At 63.6% G+C, this 21,177-nt stretch carries 20 protein-coding genes and 2 tRNA genes; 10 read left to right on the top strand and 12 right to left on the bottom strand.

Annotation, left to right across the window (positions count from 1 at the left end; translation table 11 throughout):
- Positions 1-300: 300 nt before the first annotated feature.
- From IEV83_RS10785 to arsC, 3 genes are all read left to right on the top strand, one after another.
- Positions 301-651: an ArsR/SmtB family transcription factor gene (locus IEV83_RS10785; RefSeq protein ID WP_181759231.1), complete on the top strand. Its 351-nt coding sequence runs from the start codon at positions 301-303 to the stop codon at positions 649-651.
- A gap of 80 nt (positions 652-731) precedes the next feature.
- Positions 732-1,826, top strand: a complete 1,095-nt coding sequence (arsB, locus tag IEV83_RS10790; protein WP_181759230.1) for an ACR3 family arsenite efflux transporter — start codon at positions 732-734, stop codon at positions 1,824-1,826.
- Positions 1,827-1,856: 30 nt separating this feature from the next.
- The gene (arsC, locus tag IEV83_RS10795) at positions 1,857-2,261 is read left to right on the top strand and encodes an arsenate reductase (glutaredoxin) (RefSeq protein WP_181759229.1); all 405 of its coding nucleotides are present in this window, start codon (positions 1,857-1,859) and stop codon (positions 2,259-2,261) included.
- 19 nt (positions 2,262-2,280) lie between these two features.
- Here arsC and IEV83_RS10800 read toward each other — a convergent pair whose 3' ends face one another.
- On the bottom strand, positions 2,281-2,832 hold the full coding sequence (locus IEV83_RS10800; protein WP_181759260.1) for a DUF192 domain-containing protein: 552 nt from the start codon (positions 2,830-2,832) through the stop codon (positions 2,281-2,283).
- Positions 2,833-2,982: 150 nt separating this feature from the next.
- The gene (locus IEV83_RS10805) at positions 2,983-3,567 is read right to left on the bottom strand and encodes a cold-shock protein (protein WP_371873438.1); all 585 of its coding nucleotides are present in this window, start codon (positions 3,565-3,567) and stop codon (positions 2,983-2,985) included.
- A 289-nt stretch (positions 3,568-3,856) separates the two neighbouring features.
- On the opposite strand from IEV83_RS10805, the gene IEV83_RS10810 reads away from it, so the two are divergent.
- The 3 genes from IEV83_RS10810 to IEV83_RS10820 all read left to right on the top strand — a co-directional run bounded on the left by IEV83_RS10810 (position 3,857) and on the right by IEV83_RS10820 (position 5,383).
- Complete coding sequence (locus IEV83_RS10810) at positions 3,857-4,297, top strand: VOC family protein (protein ID WP_181759228.1); 441 nt, start codon at positions 3,857-3,859, stop codon at positions 4,295-4,297.
- Between the two features lie 145 nt (positions 4,298-4,442).
- Positions 4,443-4,518, top strand: a tRNA-Glu gene (locus IEV83_RS10815).
- A gap of 199 nt (positions 4,519-4,717) precedes the next feature.
- Positions 4,718-5,383, top strand: coding sequence for a 5-formyltetrahydrofolate cyclo-ligase (locus tag IEV83_RS10820; RefSeq protein WP_181759227.1), 666 nt, complete (start codon positions 4,718-4,720; stop codon positions 5,381-5,383).
- A 588-nt stretch (positions 5,384-5,971) separates the two neighbouring features.
- Here the strand turns inward: IEV83_RS10820 and gor are convergent.
- Genes gor through rpiA form a run of 3 tightly spaced genes read right to left on the bottom strand, consistent with a single transcriptional unit; the run spans position 5,972 to position 8,664 of the window.
- A complete protein-coding gene (gene gor, locus IEV83_RS10825; protein WP_181759226.1) occupies positions 5,972-7,345 on the bottom strand; it encodes a glutathione-disulfide reductase in 1,374 nt (457 codons plus the stop codon).
- 51 nt (positions 7,346-7,396) lie between these two features.
- Positions 7,397-7,909 carry a DUF2059 domain-containing protein gene (locus IEV83_RS10830; RefSeq protein ID WP_181759225.1) on the bottom strand — a complete coding sequence of 171 codons (513 nt, stop codon included), beginning with the start codon at positions 7,907-7,909 and terminating at the stop codon, positions 7,397-7,399.
- 59 nt (positions 7,910-7,968) lie between these two features.
- Positions 7,969-8,664, bottom strand: coding sequence for a ribose-5-phosphate isomerase RpiA (gene rpiA, locus IEV83_RS10835; protein ID WP_181759224.1), 696 nt, complete (start codon positions 8,662-8,664; stop codon positions 7,969-7,971).
- A gap of 367 nt (positions 8,665-9,031) precedes the next feature.
- On the opposite strand from rpiA, the gene IEV83_RS10840 reads away from it, so the two are divergent.
- Both IEV83_RS10840 and gph read left to right on the top strand, forming a co-directional pair.
- Positions 9,032-10,702: a methyl-accepting chemotaxis protein gene (locus tag IEV83_RS10840; RefSeq protein WP_181759223.1), complete on the top strand. Its 1,671-nt coding sequence runs from the start codon at positions 9,032-9,034 to the stop codon at positions 10,700-10,702.
- A 173-nt stretch (positions 10,703-10,875) separates the two neighbouring features.
- Positions 10,876-11,571: a phosphoglycolate phosphatase gene (gene gph, locus IEV83_RS10845; protein ID WP_181759222.1), complete on the top strand. Its 696-nt coding sequence runs from the start codon at positions 10,876-10,878 to the stop codon at positions 11,569-11,571.
- Between the two features lie 10 nt (positions 11,572-11,581).
- Here gph and IEV83_RS10850 read toward each other — a convergent pair whose 3' ends face one another.
- Both IEV83_RS10850 and IEV83_RS10855 read right to left on the bottom strand, forming a co-directional pair.
- On the bottom strand, positions 11,582-12,229 hold the full coding sequence (locus IEV83_RS10850) for a LysE family translocator (protein WP_209003300.1): 648 nt from the start codon (positions 12,227-12,229) through the stop codon (positions 11,582-11,584).
- A complete protein-coding gene (locus IEV83_RS10855) occupies positions 12,226-12,681 on the bottom strand; it encodes an Lrp/AsnC family transcriptional regulator (protein WP_181759221.1) in 456 nt (151 codons plus the stop codon). The genes IEV83_RS10850 and IEV83_RS10855 overlap by 4 nt, the downstream gene beginning before the upstream one ends.
- Positions 12,682-12,920: 239 nt before the next feature.
- Between IEV83_RS10855 and IEV83_RS10860 the strand changes: the two genes are divergently transcribed.
- Positions 12,921-12,995, top strand: a tRNA-Val gene (locus IEV83_RS10860).
- 122 nt (positions 12,996-13,117) lie between these two features.
- Here the strand turns inward: IEV83_RS10860 and IEV83_RS10865 are convergent.
- A complete protein-coding gene (locus IEV83_RS10865; protein WP_181759220.1) occupies positions 13,118-13,921 on the bottom strand; it encodes a hypothetical protein in 804 nt (267 codons plus the stop codon).
- 664 nt (positions 13,922-14,585) lie between these two features.
- Here IEV83_RS10865 and IEV83_RS10870 point away from each other — a divergent pair.
- Positions 14,586-15,620 carry a GlxA family transcriptional regulator gene (locus tag IEV83_RS10870; RefSeq protein WP_181759219.1) on the top strand — a complete coding sequence of 345 codons (1,035 nt, stop codon included), beginning with the start codon at positions 14,586-14,588 and terminating at the stop codon, positions 15,618-15,620.
- An 870-nt stretch (positions 15,621-16,490) separates the two neighbouring features.
- Here the strand turns inward: IEV83_RS10870 and IEV83_RS10875 are convergent.
- The 4 genes from IEV83_RS10875 to IEV83_RS10890 all read right to left on the bottom strand — a co-directional run bounded on the left by IEV83_RS10875 (position 16,491) and on the right by IEV83_RS10890 (position 21,017).
- Positions 16,491-17,285, bottom strand: a complete 795-nt coding sequence (locus tag IEV83_RS10875; protein ID WP_280513995.1) for an amino acid ABC transporter ATP-binding protein — start codon at positions 17,283-17,285, stop codon at positions 16,491-16,493.
- A gap of 59 nt (positions 17,286-17,344) precedes the next feature.
- The gene (locus tag IEV83_RS10880; RefSeq protein WP_181759218.1) at positions 17,345-18,646 is read right to left on the bottom strand and encodes an amino acid ABC transporter permease; all 1,302 of its coding nucleotides are present in this window, start codon (positions 18,644-18,646) and stop codon (positions 17,345-17,347) included.
- 4 nt (positions 18,647-18,650) lie between these two features.
- Positions 18,651-19,853 carry an amino acid ABC transporter permease gene (locus IEV83_RS10885; protein WP_181759217.1) on the bottom strand — a complete coding sequence of 401 codons (1,203 nt, stop codon included), beginning with the start codon at positions 19,851-19,853 and terminating at the stop codon, positions 18,651-18,653.
- Between the two features lie 147 nt (positions 19,854-20,000).
- Positions 20,001-21,017: an amino acid ABC transporter substrate-binding protein gene (locus IEV83_RS10890; RefSeq protein ID WP_181759216.1), complete on the bottom strand. Its 1,017-nt coding sequence runs from the start codon at positions 21,015-21,017 to the stop codon at positions 20,001-20,003.
- Positions 21,018-21,177: the final 160 nt, after the last annotated feature.

Here is a 21,177-nt window from a genome sequence, read left to right on the forward strand (position 1 = left end):
TCTCCTTCGTTGAGGAACAGGCTAACCCAAAATCGGGAACATCTCAGGGGAGCAGGTCACCGCCACCGGGGTTGTGCTCAGGGAGTTTTCCGCCGGCGGCCATATCGAGCTCACCACCGCCAAGAGAACCACGGTCTTCTCCGCGCCGATGGAAGGCACGGCCAAGGCGCGCGCGGCGTTCCGGCAGGCCTGCGGTATCTGATCGCCCTCCCCGCGCCCTCGCCAGGCCACAAAGGGTTTGCGCCGCTGCGGTCATGGTGTTACATCCAGATCAATCGTCATATCTGGATTTACGGATAAATGGACACGCAATCGGCTCTCGCCGCCCTGGCGGCACTTGGTCAGGAAACCCGGCTTGAGGTGTTTCGCCTTCTGGTGCGGGCGGGCGAGGACGGCCTTCCCGCCGGTGAAATCGCCCTGCGGCTCGGCGCGGTACAAAACACCGCCTCGGCGCATCTGAAGATCCTCACCCAGGCCGGGCTGATCCGCCCGGAGCGCGAAGGCCGGTCGGTGCGCTATTTCGCCGACATGACCGGCTTTCGCGATCTGCTCGCCTTCCTGATGGAGGATTGCTGCAATGGCGCGCCGGAAATGTGCCGCCCCGTGATCGATGCGGTGGTGTGCGACGGCACGCCCAAGCCCGCCTCCTGACCGCGCTTTCCATCCTCTTTCGCGCGTGCCTTCCTTCCCGCGCATCGCTCACATCGTCGCTTCCCAACCGGACCCTTCTCATGACCGACAATCTCGCCGCAGCAGCGCCGCTTCCCGATGCCTCCGCCCTTCCCGCCGGCGGCATTGGCTTTTTCGAAAAATGGCTCTCCGTCTGGGTGGCGCTGTGCATTGCCGCCGGGCTTTTGCTCGGTGCGTTCGCGCCCTCGGCCTTCGCCTTTCTGGCGAGCCTTGAATATGCCTCGGTCAATCTCGTCGTTGCCGGGCTGATCTGGGCGATGGTGTTCCCGATGATGGTCAATGTCGATTTCGCCAGCCTGCGGCACATCGGCGACCGGCCCAAGGGGCTGGTGCTGACCCTTGTCGTCAACTGGCTGATCAAGCCCTTCACCATGGCCGCGCTCGGGGTGCTGTTCTTCGAGCATGTGTTCGCCGGCTGGATCGCTCCGGCGGATGCGCAAAGCTATATCGCCGGCCTGATCCTGCTCGGCGCGGCGCCCTGCACCGCCATGGTGTTCGTCTGGAGCCAGCTTACGCGCGGCGATCCGGCCTACACGCTGGTTCAGGTCTCGGCCAATGACGTCATCATGATCTTCGCCTTCGCGCCGATCGTCGCCCTACTGCTGGGGGTGACCGATATTGCCGTGCCGTGGGATACGCTGCTGCTCGCCACCGGGCTCTATGTGGCCATTCCACTGGCTGCCGGCGCGCTCACCCGCAAGCACCTGACCCGTGCCGCCGGCAACGGTGAGGGCGCAGAAGAGGCGGTTGCCCGTTTCACCGCGCGGCTGAAGCCGGTCTCGATCCTCGGGCTGCTGGCCACCGTGGTTCTGCTGTTCGGCTTTCAGGGCGAGGTGATCCTGCGCGATCCGCTGCTGATCGCCATGATTGCCGTGCCGCTATTGCTCCAGTCCTACGGCATCTTCCTTTTGGCTTATGCCGCCGCACGGGCCTGGAAGATCCCCTTCAACATCGCCGCCCCGTGCGCGCTGATCGGCACCTCGAATTTCTTCGAACTGGCGGTGGCGGTGGCCATCAGCCTGTTCGGCCTCCACTCCGGCGCGGCGCTGGCCACCGTTGTCGGCGTTCTGGTGGAAGTGCCGGTGATGTTGTCGCTGGTCGCCTTCGCCAACCGCACCCGCCACTGGTTCGCCTGATCGCCGCCACCCGCAACGGAGACAATCCCCATGTCCGTCACCATCTACCACAACCCGGACTGCGGCACCTCGCGCAACACCCTGGCCATGCTGCGCGCGGCCGGAGAAAGGCCCGAGGTGATCGAATACCTGAAGACACCGCCAAGCCGGGAGCGGCTCGTTGCGCTGCTGGCGGCCATGGCTATCCCGCCGCGCCAGCTCCTGCGTCAGAAGGGAACGCCCTATGACGCGCTGGGGCTGGACGACCCCAGCCTGACTGACGACCAGTTGATCGATGCCATGGTCGCTCATCCGCTCTTGATCAACCGGCCAATCGTCGAGACACCGCGCGGCACGCGGCTGTGCCGCCCCTCCGAAACGGTTCTGGAGCTGTTGCCGCCAGGGGCGCTTCGCCGGTTCACCAAGGAAGACGGCGAGGTCATCACCTTCGCGTGAAGGCCCGTCCGCGAAGGGCTCAGTCCGCCGCCGCATTGATGGTGTCGGACTGCAACACGTCGCCCGGCGCGATGCCGAGCCGCGCGGCCAGGCCGCCCTTGACCTCAAGCACGAAGCGCACCTCGGCCCGCGAGGGCACCAGCTCTTCGGACAGCGGCGTCGCCTCCCGGGCGATATGGGCGATCCGGCCGGAGGCCTCGACAAACAACATATCAAGCGGGATCAGCGTGTTCTTCATCCAGAAGAAAACCTCCTTCTCCTTCTTGAAGTCGAACAGCATCCCCTGATCGTCCGCCAGCGCGGTACGATGCATCAGCCCGGTGGCGCGGGCCGCCGGTGTGTCCGCGATCTCCACCTCGAAGCGATGACGGCCGGTCTGGGAGACCACCAGCAGCGGCTCGCGCCGCAGGGCAGCGGTCTCGCCGGCTTCGGTGCTTGCGGGTGCGCCCCAGGAAAGGATCAGCAGCGCGCCGCCAAGAACCAGCTTGCGAAGGGCCGCACGCAGCGCCGCGGCCCTGCCGTCGGCAGACAGGCGAGCGGGTCTGCGAAATCCGGGAAACGAGATGTCCATGGTCACGGTCAGCCATATCCTGAAAGCTGCGCCCGCCGCAACTTCACCGGCCCTCCGGCATAGCGACAAGCAGTCTCCCGTCAAGGTGACGGCGAATGATGCGCCGTGCAAGTTTCCTAGACAATGCGAGGCCGGCGGGCGCCTGTGCCCTCAATGGGAGGCGGGAATATGCACGCCTTCACCGTCAGGGCGGATTTCCGCGGCCATTCGCCCCTTGGGGCCCTGGCCGAAGCGCACGAGCACCGTCTGCCCGGGGCGCAGCTCGGTGATGCCGTAGCGTCGCAGGGTTTCCATGTGCACGAAAATGTCTTCCGTGCCCTCGCCCTCGGTGACGAAACCGAAGCCCTTGATGCGGTTGAACCACTTCACCGTGGCGCGAACGTAGCCGCCTTCGGGCGTCACCTGCACATGGGTGCGCGATGGCGGCATCTGGGAGGGGTGGATGGCGGTCGATTCGTCCATCGACAGGATGCGGAAGGCTTGCAGGCCGCGCGTGCCCGGCACCACTTCGCAGACGATCCGCGCGCCCTCGTAGGCGGTGCGATAGCCATCGCGGCGCAGGCAGGTGACATGCAGCAGGATATCGCCGAGGTCCTCGTCGGGGACGATGAACCCGTAGCCCTTGGCCACATCGAACCACTTGATCGAGCCGGCAACCTCCAGCAGATCGACACCGGGTTCCTCCGATCCCGTATCGTGTCGCGTCGCCGCTGCCTTTGCCATCAAGTCCTTCATTCGTCCATGCCCCTGATACGCCGTAAGCTGGATCCTCTTGCGCGGACACCGCAATACAACGATTCCACACCTGAAGGATAACACTGCCGCGTTGCCGGACCAGATAATTCTTCGAATTCACTGTCGGCAAGTCCATCTCAGTGTGCGGTGAAAGCGCCGATTCGCCAAGCCGCCGCGCTTTGGAGCGCCCGAGGCGGCGTGCTTCTGCCAGAAAAACACCGGCCGCCCATTGATGTCCGGCCTCTGCGCCATATGCTGTTGCCGACCCATCGCCAACAACGAGGCTTTCATGCGTTACTTGCACACTATGGTTCGCGTCCGCGACATCGACGAATCGCTGAAGTTTTACTGCGACGCGTTCGGACTGGAGGAAGCGCGCCGCATTGACAATGAAAAGGGCCGCTTCACCCTGATCTTCCTCGCCGCACCGGGAGATCTGGACGCGGTGCGCAAGGGACAGGCGCCCGCCCTTGAACTCACCTACAACTGGGACCCGGAGGAATACACCGGCGGGCGCAATTTCGGCCATCTCGCCTATGAGGTGGAGGATATCTACGCCACCTGCGAGAAGCTGCAGAAGGCCGGGGTGACGATCAACCGCCCGCCGCGCGACGGCCACATGGCCTTTGTTCGCTCTCCCGACAACATCTCGATCGAGCTTTTGCAGAAGGGCGAGGCGCTGGCGCCCCGCGAACCCTGGGCCTCGATGGAAAACACCGGAAGCTGGTAACCGGAAAAATGGGCGGAAAACTGCGGTTCTTCCGCCCTCCCCGGCAGAACTATCAACACCAAAATGCGAAACTGTGGATGACGTTGCAGATCCCCTCTTGCCGGGAAGAAAAAAGCCCCCTATAAACCGCGCACATCGGCAGCGGGCGCCCATCGTCTAGCGGTCTAGGACGCCGCCCTTTCACGGCGGAAACACGGGTTCGAGTCCCGTTGGGCGTACCATCTTCCTCTGGTCGGCACTTGTTGTTCGACCGGACGTGCTGCCGAAGATTTCCGGACCATCGTTGCCAATGCATCAGCCGGGCCTTTTGGCCCGGCGGTCCCGGCCTTGCGCTTCAGCGCCGCTGTGCGCACCTCCCCTTTCATCAGACCGCCCTCCCGTGTCATCCTTGCCGGACCAGCAGTGGATCGGGAGCAGGACATGACGGCGGCAGATGACAGCGACCCCCCCGGCACCTACGCCTCACCGCCCTGCTTCATGCATGAGCTGGGCCCGGACGGACGCCCGGTGATGGCGACAGAGGGTCCGCAGATCTCGCGGGATCTCTCCCGCTGGCGCAAGGCCACCCGCGAACGCCTGATTGCCGAGCGCCTCGCCCTGACAGCGGAGACGCGCCAGCAGATCTCCGAGCGGATCGCCCACCGCCTCGACGCGGCGCTCCATCCGCTTGCAGGACACACAATCGGCCTCTACTGGCCATTCCGGGGCGAACCGGACCTTCGCCCCTGGATCAAGACCCTCGTTGCCCACGGCGCCCGGACCGCCCTTCCGGTCGTCACCGCCAAGGGCCAGCCGCTGGAGTTCCGCCTCTGGCAACCCGGCGACCCGCTGGAAAAAGGCGTGTGGAACATTCCCATTCCCACCGAAGGGGCCATTGTCGCCCCGGATGTGCTCGTCGCGCCACTGGTCGGCTTCGACGCTGCGGGCTACCGGCTCGGCTATGGCGGCGGGTTCTACGACCGGACCCTGCGCGCCATGCCGCACACACCGAAGATCATTGGGGTGGGCTACGAAATCAGCCGCCTGCCGACCATCTACCCGCAATGGCACGACGTTCCGATGGATGCGCTCATCGTCGAGGGCTAGGGTCTAGACCGAAACGGTCACCTTGCATTGGCGGCCGCCACGTAGCAGCCGAAAGACGTAAATATTTTACCGATAATTTTCAAGCATTTGCAGCTTTGGACGGCTGCGTTGCAATTCGCAAAAGTGACAAGGCCATTTCGCGCAGATTCCCGGAGGCCATCGTCAAGCTTTGGGAGATTTCATCAGCTTTCACAGCATTTTGCAGAATGGCACGCGCACAACCCGGTTGGCACGCTTTTTGGTTTGTATAGAGCAAGCCGGAACGAACATGGTCGAGGAAGGTCAGCCCGACACCACCACGTTCCGGACAAAACCGCGATGCCCCATCGACAAATGATCGCGGACATATAAAAACTCCCGGCGCCCACCGGATCGGTCCCGTCCCGTCAACTCCACCCCTGACGGCCCCGACCCACCGGTGGGCGTATTTCTTTTCCCCGCCCCCCCGTCATCGTCCCGCTTCGCCGCAGAGCCGCACTGACCGGCAGACGGGCGACAAACAAAAACGGGCGGGCACCGCAGCACCCGCCCGCGAAGGCATTTCGTTGGCGCCCGGAAGGCCCGGGCTTGCCGATCGGAGCGCCGACCTCAGGCGCGGATACGTTCGCTCGGCTCGCGCATGGTCACCAGCTCTTCCGCCGCTGTCGGGTGCACCGCCATGGTGCTGTCGAAATCGGCCTTGGTCGCCCCCATGCGCAAGGCAACGCCCAGCACCTGGGACAGTTCGCCCGCATCGGCACCGAGCACATGAACCCCAAGCACCCGGTCGCTGTCCGGCTCCACCAGCATCTTCATCAGCATCTTTTCTTCACGGCCGGACAGGGTGTGCTTCATCGGCCGGAAGGCGGCGCGGTAGACATCGACGGCGCCGTAACGGGCCACCGCCTCTTCCTGGGTGAGACCGACGGTGCCAATTTCCGGCTGCGAGAACACGGCGGTGGGGATCATGTCATGATCCGTGCTCCAGGGCTTGCCACCAAACACCGTGTCGGCGAAGGCATGGCCCTCACGGATCGCCACCGGCGTCAGGTTCACCCGGTCCGTCACGTCTCCGACCGCATAGATCGAGGGCACATTGGTGCGCGAATTCTCGTCCACCTCGATGGCGCCGGACGCGGACACGGCCACGCCGGCCGCCTCCAGGCCGAGGCCGGAGGTGTTCGGCCGGCGGCCGATCGCGAACATGATCCGATCAGCGGCGAGGGTTTCCCCCCCGTGCGTCTGGCCGATCAGCCCATCCGGTCCCTTTTCGATGGAGGCGAAGGTGTCGCCGCAGATCACGCGGATGCCCTTGCGCTCCATCTCCTCGTGCAACATCTTGCGCAGATCGCCGTCGAAGCCGCGCAGGATCTCCTCGCCGCGATAAAGCAGCGTGGTTTCGGCTCCGAGACCGTTGAAGATGCCGGCGAACTCGACGGCGATATAGCCGCCGCCGGCCACCACCACCCGCTTCGGAAAATCAGCAAGATGGAACGCCTCATTGGAGGTGATCACGTGCTCGCCGCCGGGAAGACCGGCATCGACATTGGGGGTCGCGCCGACCGCGATCAGGATCGTCTTGGCACGGATCCGCCGATCGTCGGAGAGGATATGCACCGTGTGCTCATCCTCCAGCACGGCGCGGCTGTCGAACAGCTCCACGCCGGCCCGCTCCAGATTGCGACGATAAACGCCCTCCAGACGCGCGATCTCGCGGTCCTTGGCATCGATCAGCTTTTCCCAGTTGAACTGCCGCTCGCCGACCTGCCAGCCGAAACCGGCCGCGTCCTCGAACTCCTCGGAGAACTTGGAGGCATAGACAAAAAGTTTCTTGGGAACACAGCCACGGATGACACAGGTGCCGCCGTAGCGATACTCCTCGGCGATGCCAACCCGTGCCCCATAGCCAGCGGCGATACGCGCGGCGCGAACGCCGCCCGATCCGCCGCCAATGACGAAAAGATCATAATCGAAATCGGTCATTCAGCGTATCTCCAGTGCGCGAGCAGCATCCCCGCAGGGGCGTTCGACCGATTACTCGGTCTTCGCCGCCTGACGCTTGGTCAGCTCTTCGCGCACCAAGGTCACCATTTCCGTGGAAATCGCATCGCCCCACTGCTTGGCCGCACCGATCGACAGCGCCCGAAGCTCCGGCTCGACGCGGGAATACTTCTGGCCGAGCGGCGACTTGTAGAAGGCGGTGAGCTGGTTCAGCTCCTCGATGGAGAAGCGACGAGCCCAGACCTCGAACACCACTTTGTTCAGCTCCGGACGACGCGACGCAAGCGACAGCGCCACCTCGTTGACGATCTCGTCGATCATCGCCGTGTTGGCCGGATCGCGCTGGATGAACAGGGTGCGGGTGCGCTCGGCCATCAGCGGCAGCACGTTGTCGAAGGCGCGGATCGCATTGGATGCGAACACGGTCTCGCGGGCTGCGGCAAGATGGTCCTCGGGAATCGTCTCCTGCGCCTGCAGCGGCAGAGCGGCGCCCATGAACAGCGCCGAAGCGGCGACCAGCAGGGTCTTGCGAGCGATACGGATCATTAAAAACTCCATTGGCAAAGGGCATCGGCAGGGGGTTGGCTTACCCGGCCAGCCCGGTTTTATCCGGCGGCCGGGGTCAGGCGGTCCACGCCATCGGGTCCGGCGACATAGGCGGCATCGGCAATGCCGATGAACAGGCCATGATCGACGACACCGGGGATCCTCAAAAGGGCTTCCGACACCGCGACAGGGTCGTGTATCTGCCCCAGTTCCACGTCAAAAATGTGATGCTGACCATCGGTCACGAACGGCTCGGTGCCACCGCGCAGTGCCGGCACCGCCGAATAGCCGAGCGCGGCCAGCGCGCTTTCGATGGAATGGCGCGTCGCGCGCAGGCCGAAGGGAACAACCTCGATCGGCAGGGCAAAGGCACCAAGGCACGACACCCGCTTGCCCGCATCGGCGATCACCACCATACGCGTGGAGGCGGTGGCAACGATCTTCTCGCGCAGCAAGGCGCCGCCGCCGCCCTTGATCAGGGTCAGCCTGGCATCCAGCTCGTCGGCGCCATCGACAGTCAGGTCCAGTTCCGGACAGTTTTCCAGGGTCTCCAGCCGGATTCCCTCTTCCCGGGCGAGCGCGGCCGTGCGTTCGGAGGTCGGAACGCCGACCACATCGAGGCCGCCGCGCACCCGCGCGCCGAGACCGCGCACAAAATGCTCCGCCGTGGAACCGGTGCCGATCCCCAGCCGCATGCCGGATTGCACCTCGCCTAGCGCCGCTTCCGCAGCCAGTCGCTTCAGATCTTCGCTCATCAAGTCCGTTCTTTCCAAATATCGATGCGCGTGAAGCGCCAGCGAGCGCGGGTTTAGCATGGGACGGCAGCGGCGCAAAGGGAAGCTGGCCGACGCACCGCCGCTCCACATGCGTGCCTTTGCAACCAAAGAACAACCTGACGCAGGCTCATTCTGTTTCGTTAACCATCAATTTAAGAGACCGCGTGCAGAATTCACAAAATTTAAAATCTCATCCCTTGGGGAAGTTTCCGCATCCGGAGAACTTTCAATGCGAATTTTTTCAGCAATACGCTCCAAAAAAACAGACATCTCCACGGAGATCGCGAATTCGGAGGAAATCCCGCCCCTTCCCGATGGTAATAGCACCGATGCACCGCAAGGTGACGTGCGGGATCGTCAGACCGCACTGACGCTCGACATGATCGAAGCGGACCTGCGAAGCGCGGCGGCCGGCATCGGCTCGGGCGCGCAGCAACTGCGCCAGCGGGTCGACGAACAGCTTGAGGTGCTCTCCGGCATTCGCGGCGATTCCGAAACCCTGCGCGGCGAAACCGAGCAGGCTGACCGCACCGCGCGACATCTGTCCGAAGCGATCGAAAGTCTGGCCGCGGCCAGCGGCGAGATCGACGATCAGGTCCGCCATTCCAGCGAGCTGGCCGATGAAGCCCGGCAGGTCGCCGACACCGCCAATGCCGGCATCCAGGAGCTGAAGACCGCCATTGACGACATTGCCCATGTGGTGCGGCTTATTTCCGACGTGGCGAAGCAGACCAACCTGCTGGCTCTCAACGCCACCATCGAGGCCGCCCGTGCCGGCGAGGCGGGCAAGGGCTTCGCCGTGGTCGCCAGTGAGGTCAAGGCGCTGTCGGTGGAAACCCAGACGGCCACCGACGAGATCGTCGCCAACATTGCCCGGCTGCAGCAATCCGCCGAAGGCAGCATCGTTGCCGTCGACCGCATCATCGGCGTGATCGGCGAGATCCGCCCCAGCTTTTCCGCCGTCGCCGAGGCGGTCAGCCAGCAGTTGCAGACCTCCAGGGATGTCAGCGAGACGGCGCGGCAGACCGCCTCCTTCGTGCGCGCGGTCACCGAGAAGGTCGGCACCATCGCCGCTGCCACCGACAACGCCGCCCAGTCGGGACGGGCGGCCGGCGCGGCCACCGACACCATGCTGGACCTCAGCGGCAATCTCAACAACCGGGTGACGATGATGATCCGGCAGACCGCCATGGGCGACCGGCGGCGCCACGACCGGCTGCCGGCGGAGCTTTCCGGCACGCTCACGCGCGGCGGTCAGCGCCTGGCGGTGGGCTCCCGCGATCTGTCCGCCGGCGGCGTCCTTCTGGTGCCGCAACACCCTGGCGAGGGCGACGGGTTCACGCCCGGCCCGGCGCAGCTGGAGCTTGCCGGGCTCGGCGCGGTGGCTGTCGATCTGGTGGCCCGCTCCGACAACGGGCTGCATTGCGCCTTTCGGTCGCCGTCTCCGGAGTTCCAGGCGAAGCTGGAGGCCAAGCTTACGCGGATTTCCGAAGAGCTTGAGCGCTACATCACCCGCGCCCGGGATGGCGCGGCGCGGATCACCGAGGCGCTAACCCAGGCGCTTGCCGAGGGAACCCTGTCGCTCGACGCCCTGTTCGACACCGACTACCGGCCCATCGAAGGCAGCAATCCGCCGCAGGTGACGAGCCGCGCCCTTACCGCGCTGGAAGCGCTGCTGCCGGCGATCCAGGAAGAGATCCTGGCGGGTGCCCAGAGCGATGGCATGTCCTTCTGCGCCGCTGTCGACCGCAACGGCTATCTGCCGGTGCATAATCGGATCTACTCCCAGCCGCAGCGGCCGGACGATCCGGTCTGGAACGCGGCGCATTGCCGGAACAGGCGCATGTTCGACGATCGCGCCGGGCTCAGCGCCGCGCGCAACACCCGCCCCTTCCTGATCCAGACCTATCCGCGCGACATGGGCAATGGCGAGATCGTCTGGATGCGCGAGATCGACGCCCCGGTCATGATCGCCGACCGGCACTGGGGCGCCTTCCGCACGGCATACCGGCTGTGAGCCCGGCTCGTCCCGCCCCAGCCTTCGCGCCCACGCCAAGGAGGGCGCAAGACTTGCCACGCGCGGCGAAACCCGGTAGCCACGCCAGGCTGCAAACTCATAAAACTGCCGGCTTCACGCCATTCGCAGCCAATTTTATGAGCTTACGGCCCAGGTTCCTCCGGAGACCCGCAATGCCCGCTGCCCCCACGCTTGTTTTCGATCTGGACGGCACGCTTGTCGACACGATGGGCGATCTGTCGGCGACGCTGAACGCGGTGCTGGCCTCGCTCGGGCACGCTCCGGTGCCGCCGGAAAGCCTCGGCTCGCTGTTCGGCCAGGGCGCGCGGGCGCTGCTGCAGCGCGGCCTTGCGGATAATGGCGTGACCGCGGAACCGGAGCTGATCGAAACCCTCTACGCGCGGTTTCTCGACCACTACCTGGCAAATATCGCCGTGCACAGCCGCCCCTTTCCCGGTGTCATCGCCACGCTTCAGCGCTTTCGCGCCCGGGGCTGGCGCTGCACGATTTGCACCAACAAGCCGGAATATCTCGCCAGGCCGCTGCTTGCCGCCCTCGGCATGACCGGTCATTTCGACGCCATTGTCGGCAGCGACACCTTTTCCTGCGCCAAGCCCCATGCAGAACCGGTGCTCGGCGCCATCGCCCGCGCCGAGGGATCCCCCGCCCGCGCCATTATGGTCGGCGACAGCAAGACTGACATCGACGCCGCCCGCGCCGCCGGCATCCCGGTTGTCGCGGTCACCTTCGGCTACACCAGCGTTCCGGTCGAGGAGCTGGCGCCGGATGCAATCATTTCCCATTTCGACGCGCTTGACGCCGCCGTCGAGAGGCTGGGTACCCTCCCCGGGACCGCCGCCAGCGCCTGAGCCCCGCTTCCTATCCGCCGGCCCAGACCTCCACCAGCGGACCGGCCAGCGAGCCGATGGCGAAAACGCCGAAGGCGATCAGCACGACGCTCGACGCAATCCCGCTCCAACGGGCGAACCCGGCCGACACGCGATGGCGCATGATGGCAACGCCGCCGCTGAGCAGCCCCCACCACAACAGCGACCCGAAAAACACCCCGCCGACCACACTGGCCGCCCCGGTCGCCCCCGGCGCCTCGGCAAGCCCGAGGCCGGCGAAGATCGCCGCGAAGGCCAGGATCGTCATCGGGTTGGTGATGGTCAGGAAGAACGTGGCGACCACCGTGCCGATCAGATCCCGCGCCCCGACCCTGACCGCCGGCGCATCGACGCGGGAGATGCTCAGCGCCTTGACGCCGAGCCAGATCATGAACGCGCCGCCGACCAGCCGCAGCGGCGCGTCGATGACGGCAAGGGCGGTCGCGAAGGCGGCAAACCCCACCGCCGCGAAGCTGGCGTAGACCGCATCCGCCAGCGCTGTTCCCAGTCCTCCGGAAAGGCCGGCCCAGAAGCCGCGCTCCAGGGTGCGATTGATGCACAGCGCGCCGATCGGCCCGAGCGGCGCGGCAATCGCAAGGCCGAGAACCAGGCTCTTGCCGAAAAGTACAAGATCGATCATGGCCCCTCCTCCTTCGGGCAGAACGGCCCATCGGTCACCGAGGACAGGGCAATAACCGTTTCGCTGCGTTCCAGAAATCCGTGCCGCTTGATCTCGGCGAGCAGCGCCTCCAGCTCATCCAGCGACCCGACCCGCACCTTGGCCAGATACGACCAGGCACCGGTGACGTGGTGGCATTCGCCGATTGCCGGGTGCTCCGCCATCATCCGCCGGAAAGCCTCTTCATCCGCATCCCGCGCAAGCGCGACCCAAAGGTAGGCCAACACCGGCAGACCAAGCGCCCGCGGATCCGCATCGACGGTGAAACGGCGAATGGCGCCCGACCCGACAAGTCTGCGAATCCGCTCATTGACCGCAGACGCGGACAGCCCGACCGCGGCACCGATATCGGCCAGCGCGCGCCGCGCATCCAACCCAAGAAGTCTGATGATTTTCTTGTCTATATCGTCCATGACAATAAATTATGCTTCATATTTTATAAACTCAAGATATTTTACGGATCACAAACTCCAAAACAGATACGGCCCGCCGACACCACCGCGCCCCGAAGGCCTTGCCGGCCAGCCCCGACGGGGGCCCCAATCGAGCCCGTTCGCCCCCCTATCCCCCGGGAATTTCCACAAGCCGGCAAAATCACCCTTGCGCAAACAATTGGCGTCGTTTAGATAACCGCCACCAGCCGATGGCGGCCGGGCGATTAGCTCAGCGGGAGAGCGTTCCGTTCACACCGGAAAGGTCACTGGTTCAATCCCAGTATCGCCCACCATTCCCCCTTTTAAAATTTGACAGCAAGAAGCACTTCAGCACGGTCCTTCGAACCGTTGCACGGGGCTGAATTTGCCGTTGTCTCGTTCGCGCCGGCTTGCCCCTCCGCGCCGCCAGCCGGACTCACGCGCGCAGGCACAGCCCAAGGCCGATGCGGCGCAGCAGAAATCGATAGGCGGCATGGGTGTGCGGCGCGGCGCTGCGGACCAGAAACGACAGAAGCTCCGTTCCCTCCAGAACATCGGCAACGAAGGCATTGGCGAAGGCCTCCGCCGCGTGACCAATGGTCAGCCCCGGCCCGCCAAGCGGCAGAAACTGGCGATAGTAGGCATGCGAATGCCCACCGCCGCGCTCCAGGTCATACACCGCGCCGATATAGTCGTTAACCTTGGCCATGACATAGACCTGCAGCCGCGCGTCCTCGCCCGGCGGCCCCTTGCGCGCCCGGGATGCCAGCGTCAGCCGCGCCCGGGCATAGGCATCAATCGCCTGCTCCATACGCCCGACGCTCCAGCACCGGGCAAAACAGGTCGCGTCCGCTCGCCCGGGCAGGCCATCCAGCAACCAGGCCCGCGCACCGGGCGGAAATCGTCCCAGCGCCCACTCGCCATCCACATGCGCCAACGTTCTCCGCTCCACCTCCGAGCGGCTCACCATCCCCATCCGGTCACGCCGGATCGCCGGCCCCATCCAGATCGACCGCCCCTGCCCCGACGGACGGCCGTCATGGTCGATGGCATGGCCGGTTTCATGGGCAAAGATACCAAGCCAGACCTTGCCTTCCGAGGTTTTCTCCCAGCGGGCCGGCGCCACTACATAGTGGTCCCCGGGCCGATAACGCCCCGCCGCACCAGGGAAATACTTGCGCCGCACCGGGCGGGTCGCGTTGAAGGCCGCCACCGCATCGGGATGCGCATTGCCCGCCAAATCCTTGACATACTGCCGCTCAAACGGGGTGCGCGTGGCAAAAGCCCCCTCTTCCTGCCTCGAAACGATACGCCTCCACCCTCTCAGCCGCACCCGACCTGCCGGACCGCCACGCCGCAACGCTTGCCCAGCCTTACTTGCCAAACCCTTAGGGTCCAGACTCATAAATGAGCTCGAAATGACTTGAGACGGATTGCTTCTGATCAAGGAGCGGAAGCGCCGGAAGCAAAGTTCGGGGAGGTCTTGTTTCCACGATCTGAAAGAACGTTTTGGAAAGACGGCTTAACGTTTTCAGGTCAAATCGAAGACTTACGGCGAGATTTATTTCGAAACACCACAGCGTCTGCCGCTCTTATTCGTCGTATCGACAAGTGAGGCCCGCGCTCCGCACCGGCACATTCCTTCGGAAAAACTCCACTGAAAACCGCCCCGCCCGGCTGCAGGACGGCACAATTTCTTATTGAAACAGGTAAACACACAAGCTCAACAAAGTCGCGACATCCTCATTACACATCAAAATTCATTTTTGCAGCGCACAATTTGGATGCAACTTACCCGCACCATGTATTTATGAATTTTTTATTTGACAGCCCATTTCGTCGCGCTCAGACTGAAGACAAGAAAAATACAAGATTTCCAGAGGCTCTGAACGCGGACGCAGCATATGGCGACACAAAATGGTTCGGTCCCGACCGGTCAGGACGAGGGGCAGAAGATTGCCCTCGTTTTGCTGGATCAGTTTTCCCTGATTGCCTTCACCTCGACCATCGAGCCGATCCGGCTGGCAAATCGTGTGCTCGGCGAGGATTTCTATTCCTGGACAACCTATTCCATCGACGGCAACGCGGTGCGGGCCAGCAACGGCTGCAGAATGTCGGTCGACGGGTCGATCGCCGATCTCGACGATGCCGACATCACCCTGATCTGTGCCGGCGTGGATGTGGAACGGATTGCACTTGACCAGCAGCTTGGCGCGAAGCTGCGCAAGCTTAATGCCCGTGGCCGAACCTATGGCGCAATCTGTACCGGCTCCTATGTTCTGGCGCGCTATCACCTGCTGGAGGGGCGCCGCTGCACCATTCACTGGGAGAACCTGCGCTCGTTCCGCGAGGAGTTTCCCGACATCGAGGTGTCCGGCGATCTCTTCGCTATCGACCGCAACTGCATCACCTGCGCCGGTGGCATGGCCGCGCTGGACATGATGCTGCGGGTGATCGCCATCCAGCATGGCGCCTACCTGGCTCATGAAGTGTCCGAGGTGGCGCTCTACCAGAACATGCGCTCCGGGGAATCCGCCCAGCGGCACGATCTGGAGGCCCGCACCGGCATTTCCAACATCAAGATCCTCGATGCCATCCGCATCATGGACCTGCATATCGAGGACCCGCTCTCCTGTCAGCAACTGGCGATGACGGTCAACCTCAGCCCCAGGCAACTGGAGCGGCTGTTCCGCCGGCATTTCGACTGCACGCCGGGCCAGTATTATCTGAAGCTGCGCCTGGAAACCGCCCGGGACCTGTTGCGCCGCACCAGCCGGGCCGTGCTCGATGTGGCGATTGCCTGCGGTTTCGCCTCAACCTCGCATTTCACCAAGTGCTACCGTGAGCGCTATCACTGCACGCCGACCGAAGAGCGCCAGTCCTACTTCTGGGCGCAGGGCGAACGGCGCGGCGGCAAGCGGGTGCTGACCGCCCGATAGCACCGACGCCCCTACATACGCACAAAGCCAGCGGTCACATGCCGCCGGCGCACCCTTTTTTCCATCCGATACGGCCGTTTGTTCGGTCAGACTGCTGATGAAGGGCGGCGGCCCCTCTCGGCGTCATCAACACATTGCGGTTAATGCGTCTGTCATGCGTGCATTGAGGATGACAATGATCTTGCGCGTGACAGAAGCGATATCCCGCGCTTCGGCGTCATCCTCCGAGCCCTGATCGGGGAGCCGAAAGCCCTGCGTTTTCAAAAGGCTGGAACCGAGAGGCCGTGGCTCTCCGATCCCGGATCTTCGCTTCGCTGCGTCCGGGAGGACGCGGAGTGTGGGGCGGAGTCGGGAGGAGACCACCCCTTACCCATGAGGTGGCGTCGTCCGGACGCAAATCCCTCTTGGCGTCATTCCGGGCAAGCCCTGGCGCGGCCCGGGATCGGAGAGCCGAAACGCAAGCGGTTCCAATCCGCTAGACCCGAGACCCCGCACCTCGCCGATCCCAGACCTCCGCTCCACGCGGCGTCCGGGCAGTTGCTCCTCACGAGGCCTTGTCATCACTGTCACCGGACCGCCGAAGCGGTCCGGCATCGCTTAGGGTCCAGACCCACAAATGAGGCTGACATGGCATGGCATGGGAAATGGCAAAGCCTCGCGAGGAAGGGCGTGCGCAGCGGGCTTGTTGCCCGGTCCAGCGCGCTGGCGATGCAGGGCGAAGCCATTTCCATGTCCTGAAGGATTTGACCGGATCGCACCTGTTCATGCGTCGCGAAAGTCTTGAAAATGAACCACATTTCCTGCGCTTCCGCTCCTTGATCAGAAGCAATCCGTCTCAAACCATTTCGAGCTCATTTATGGGTCTGGGCCCTAATGCAGGATCTGGCTGAGGAACAGCTTCGTGCGTTCATGCTGCGGGTTGGTGAAGAAGGCTTCCGGCTCGTTCTCCTCCACGATCATCCCCGCATCCATGAAGATCACCCGGTTGGCCACCTGGCGTGCAAAGCCCATCTCATGGGTCACGCAGAGCATGGTCATGCCCTCTTCGGCGAGCCCCACCATCACATCCAGCACTTCCTTGATCATCTCCGGATCGAGCGCCGAGGTCGGCTCGTCGAACAGCATGATCTTCGGGTTCATGCAGAGCGAACGGGCGATGGCAACGCGCTGCTGCTGACCGCCGGACAGCTGGCCCGGATACTTGTTCGCCTGCTCGGGGATCTTCACCCGCTCCAGATAGTGCATGGCGATCTCTTCCGCTTTCGCCTTGGGCATCTTGCGCACCCAGATCGGCGCCAGCGTGCAATTCTCCAGGATCGTCAGATGCGGGAACAGATTGAAGTGCTGGAAGCACATGCCCACCTCGCGGCGGATCTCGTCGATCTTCTTCAGGTCGTCGGTCAGCTCAATGCCGTCAACCACAATCGTGCCGGCCTGGTGTTCCTCCAGCCGGTTGATGCAGCGGATCATGGTGGACTTGCCCGATCCGGAGGGACCGCAAATGACGATCCGTTCGCCGCGCATCACCTTCAGATTGATGTCGCGCAGAACGTGAAAATCCCCATACCACTTGTTCATGTCCCTGATCTCGACTGCCACATCGGTATCAGAAATCTGCATTTTCGCCCGATTGGCCGTCGGGGTGGCGGCTGCGTTATCCGTCATGGCTCGTTAGCTCCAGAATCGTGGCCAGTGCATCGTCGGGACGATCTGCGGACGCGCCCTCATCGGGCGTGTCCCCTGTGCAGCCGCTTCTCCATGTAAATCGAGTAGCGGGACATGCTGAAGCAGAAAATCCAGAAGACGAATGCGGCAAAGATGAACCCGGTGGCCGGGGTGTTGGGCGACGCCCAGTTGGAATCGGAGAAGTTCAGGGTCACGATCCCCAGAAGATCGAACAGACCGATGATCAGCACCAGGCTGGTGTCCTTGAACAGACCGATGAAGGTGTTGACGATGCCGGGAATGACCAGCTTCAGCGCCTGAGGCAGGATAATCAGCCCCATGCCCTGCCAATAGGACAGCCCCATGGCGTTCGCCGCCTCGTACTGCCCCTTGGGGATCGCCTGAAGCCCGCCGCGCACCACCTCGGCCATGTAGGCGGAGGCGAACAGCGCCACGCCGATCAGCGCCCGAAGAAGCTTGTCGAAATTCACGCCCTCCGGCAGGAACAGCGGCAGCATCACCGAGGACATGAACAGCACGGTGATCAGCGGCACCCCGCGCCAGAATTCGATGAAGATCACCGACACGAGGCGCACCACCGGCAAATGCGACCGGCGCCCCAGGGCCAGCACGATGCCGATCGGGAAGGAGGCGACGATGCCGACGATGGCGACCACCAGCGTCACCAGCAACCCGCCCCAAAGCTGGGTTTCCACCGGTCGCAAGCCGAAGTCGAACGACACAATCGCCAGGATCAGCGCGATGGCGAGGACACCGAGACCGACGTCCCGGACCGGGCCGAGCGGCGCGAGCCCGGCATTGAGGCAGACCACGAAGACGATGGCCAGCAGCACGGCGCCAAGCCCGGCGAAGCCGAGCCAGAAGCTCCAGGACAGATCCACATCACCGCCGGTTAGCAGCACGAACCCCAGAACCGGGAAGACCACCAGCAGGAACAGCATCGTCAGACGTTTGAACGGCACCTGCGGAATCGCCGCGGCGGCGAGACCAAGGATCAGCAACACACCGGTGAGATCCACACGCCAGCGTTCCTCCAGCGGATAGCGGCCATACATGAACTGGCCGAATTTGGCATGGACGAACGCCCAGCAGGCTCCGGCATTTTCCACCACACAGGCATCGCGGTTGTCTCCGACATAGACCGCGTCGATGAACAGCCAACTGATCACCGGCGGCACCGCCCATGCGAGGAAGAGAATGCCAAGTATCGTCAGGATGGTATTGCCGACGGAATCGAACAGATTGTCCCTGAGCCAGCCGACCAGTCCGGTCTCGGTGATCGGCGGGCTGAGCGTGGGCGCTTCCTCTTTGCGCACATAGGCGATTGATCCGTTTGGCATGGCCCTACCTCTCCACCAGCGCCATGCGGCGATTGTACCAGTTCATGAAGCTTGAGGTGATCAGCGAGATGGTCAGATAGACCAGCATGGTGATGATGATCACCTCCACCGCCTGTCCGGTCTGGTTGAGCACCGTTCCGGCGAACACCGCAACAAGATCAGGGTAGCCGATGGCGACCGCCAGCGAGGAGTTCTTGATCAGATTGAGATACTGGCTGGTCAGCGGCGGAATGATCACCCGCATCGCCTGCGGAATGATCACCAACTGCAAGGTGCGACGCGGCCGCAGACCGAGCGAATAGGCCGCCTCCGTCTGCCCGTGCGCGACCGCCAGAATGCCCGCACGCACGATTTCGGCGATGAAGGACGCGGTGTAGAGCGACAGACCGAGCAGCAGCGCCATGAACTCGGGATTGACGACAACGCCGCCGGCGAAATTGAAGCCCTTCAGCTCCGCATACTCGAAATGGATCGGCATGCCGCTTGCGAGGAACGTCACCAGCGGCAGGACGATGATCAGGCCGAGGCCAACCAGGAAGCTGGGAAACTGCTGCCCGGTCTCCTGTTGCCGTTTGCGCGCCCAGCGGGAGATGCCGATGGCGACGGCAATGGCCGCGATCAACGCATAAAAGGTCAGTGAACTACCCGGCTCGCGGATCACCTCCGGCAGGATCAGCCCGCGATTGTTGAGATAGACCCCGGACAGCGGCTCCAGCGACCTGCGCGGCGAGGGAAGCACGCTGAGCACGGCCTTGTACCAGAACAGCAGTTGCAAAAGGAGCGGGATGTTGCGCAGCGTCTCCACATAAACGGCGGCAAGCTGGCGAATGACGAAGTTATGGGAAAGCCGGGCGACGCCGACGACAAAGCCGATGATGGTGGCAAAGAACACGCCGATCAAAGCGACCAGCAACGTGTTGGTCAGGCCGACCCAGAAGGCCCGAAAATAGCTGCTGTCATTGGTATAGGCGATCAATGACTGTGAAATATCGAAACCTGCCCTTTCGGACAGAAACCCCAACCCGGACGCGATGCCCGCGCGTTCCAGATTGGTCTTTGCATTATAGGCAAAGAATGCGAGCACCCCCAGAAGGGCCAGCACCACCAGCACCTGGAACACCGCACCGCGAACCTGCGGATTGTAGAACCATGACGCCCGTGCACCATTACCCGCACCCTCGCTCCTGGCTGAGCTGACAGGGTTCATATCGGACTGTATCCCCTCGCCCGGATCACATGTGGTGACCCGATCTATTCCGTCCGTTTTCGGACTTGTCGCGGCGGCTTGTGCCACCGTCTTTTTATGCTGGCGCCGACCGTTTGGCCGGCGCCAGGAAGTGTCTTGCCTTGCGGCTTAGCGGATCGGCGGCGCGTACTGCAGGCCGCCCTTCGACCACAGCGCGTTCACGCCGCGGGCGATGCCAAGCGGGGTGTTCGGACCGACGTTGCGGTCGAACACTTCGCCGTAGTTGCCCACGTGCTTGATGATGCGCGCCGCCCAGTCGTTGGACAGGCCGATCGCCTCGCCGAACTTGCCGTCAACACCGAGCAAACGCTTGACGTTCGGATTGTCCGAGCCCTTCATCTCCTCGACATTGGCCATGGTCACGCCCATTTCCTCGGCGTTGATCATCGCAAACAGGGTCCAGCGCACCAGGTTGAACCACTGGTCGTCACCCTGGCGCACCACCGGGCCAAGCGGCTCCTTGGAGATGATCTCCGGCAGGACCATGTGGTCGCCCGGATTGGTGAGTTGCAGACGGATCGAATAAAGGCCCGAGGCGTCCGTGGTGTAGACGTCGCAGCGATTCGCGTCGTAGGCGGCGTTCACCTCTTCCAGCTTCTCGAACACCACCGGCTTGTAGTCCATGCCATTGGCCTTGAAATAGTCGGTGAGGTTCAGCTCGGTGGTGGTGCCGGTCTGCACGCAGACCGATGCGCCGGACAGCTCCAGCGCCGACGTCACGTCCAGCGACTTACGCACCATGAAGCCCTGACCGTCGTAGTAGTTCACGCCGGCGAAGTTCAAGCCGAGCGTGGTGTCGCGGCTCATGGTCCAGGTGGTGTTGCGCACCAGCACGTCGACTTCGCCGGTCTGCAGTGCGGTGAAGCGCTCCTTGGCGGTCAGCGGGGTGAACTTGACCGCCTTCGGGTCATCGAAGATCGCGGCTGCGATCGCCCGGCAGACATCGACGTCGATGCCGGTCCACTCGCCCTTGTCATCGGGAGCGGCGAAACCGGCGAGGCCGGTGTTCGAGCCACATTGCACAAACCCCTTGGCCTTGACATCGTCGAGCGTCGCGGCCGACGCGGCTGTCGCGGCAACGCCAAGCGCCGCTCCGAACACGATCGGAAGAATTTTATTCGTCATGGATACAGCCTTCTGTTGCCCTTGAAATATTATGGGTTCTTTTCGAGATCACGGACCCAGGATACGGGCGCTCCCCAACGAAGCTTAATCATCGACAATGGAAATACCCCCTCCCGACAGTCTCCCGCCCCTTGTTATTGTGCGGAGCGTGAAGACCGCC

It is taken from the genome of Stappia taiwanensis (assembly GCF_014635285.1).
In the GTDB taxonomy this organism is placed as follows: domain Bacteria; phylum Pseudomonadota; class Alphaproteobacteria; order Rhizobiales; family Stappiaceae; genus Stappia; species Stappia taiwanensis.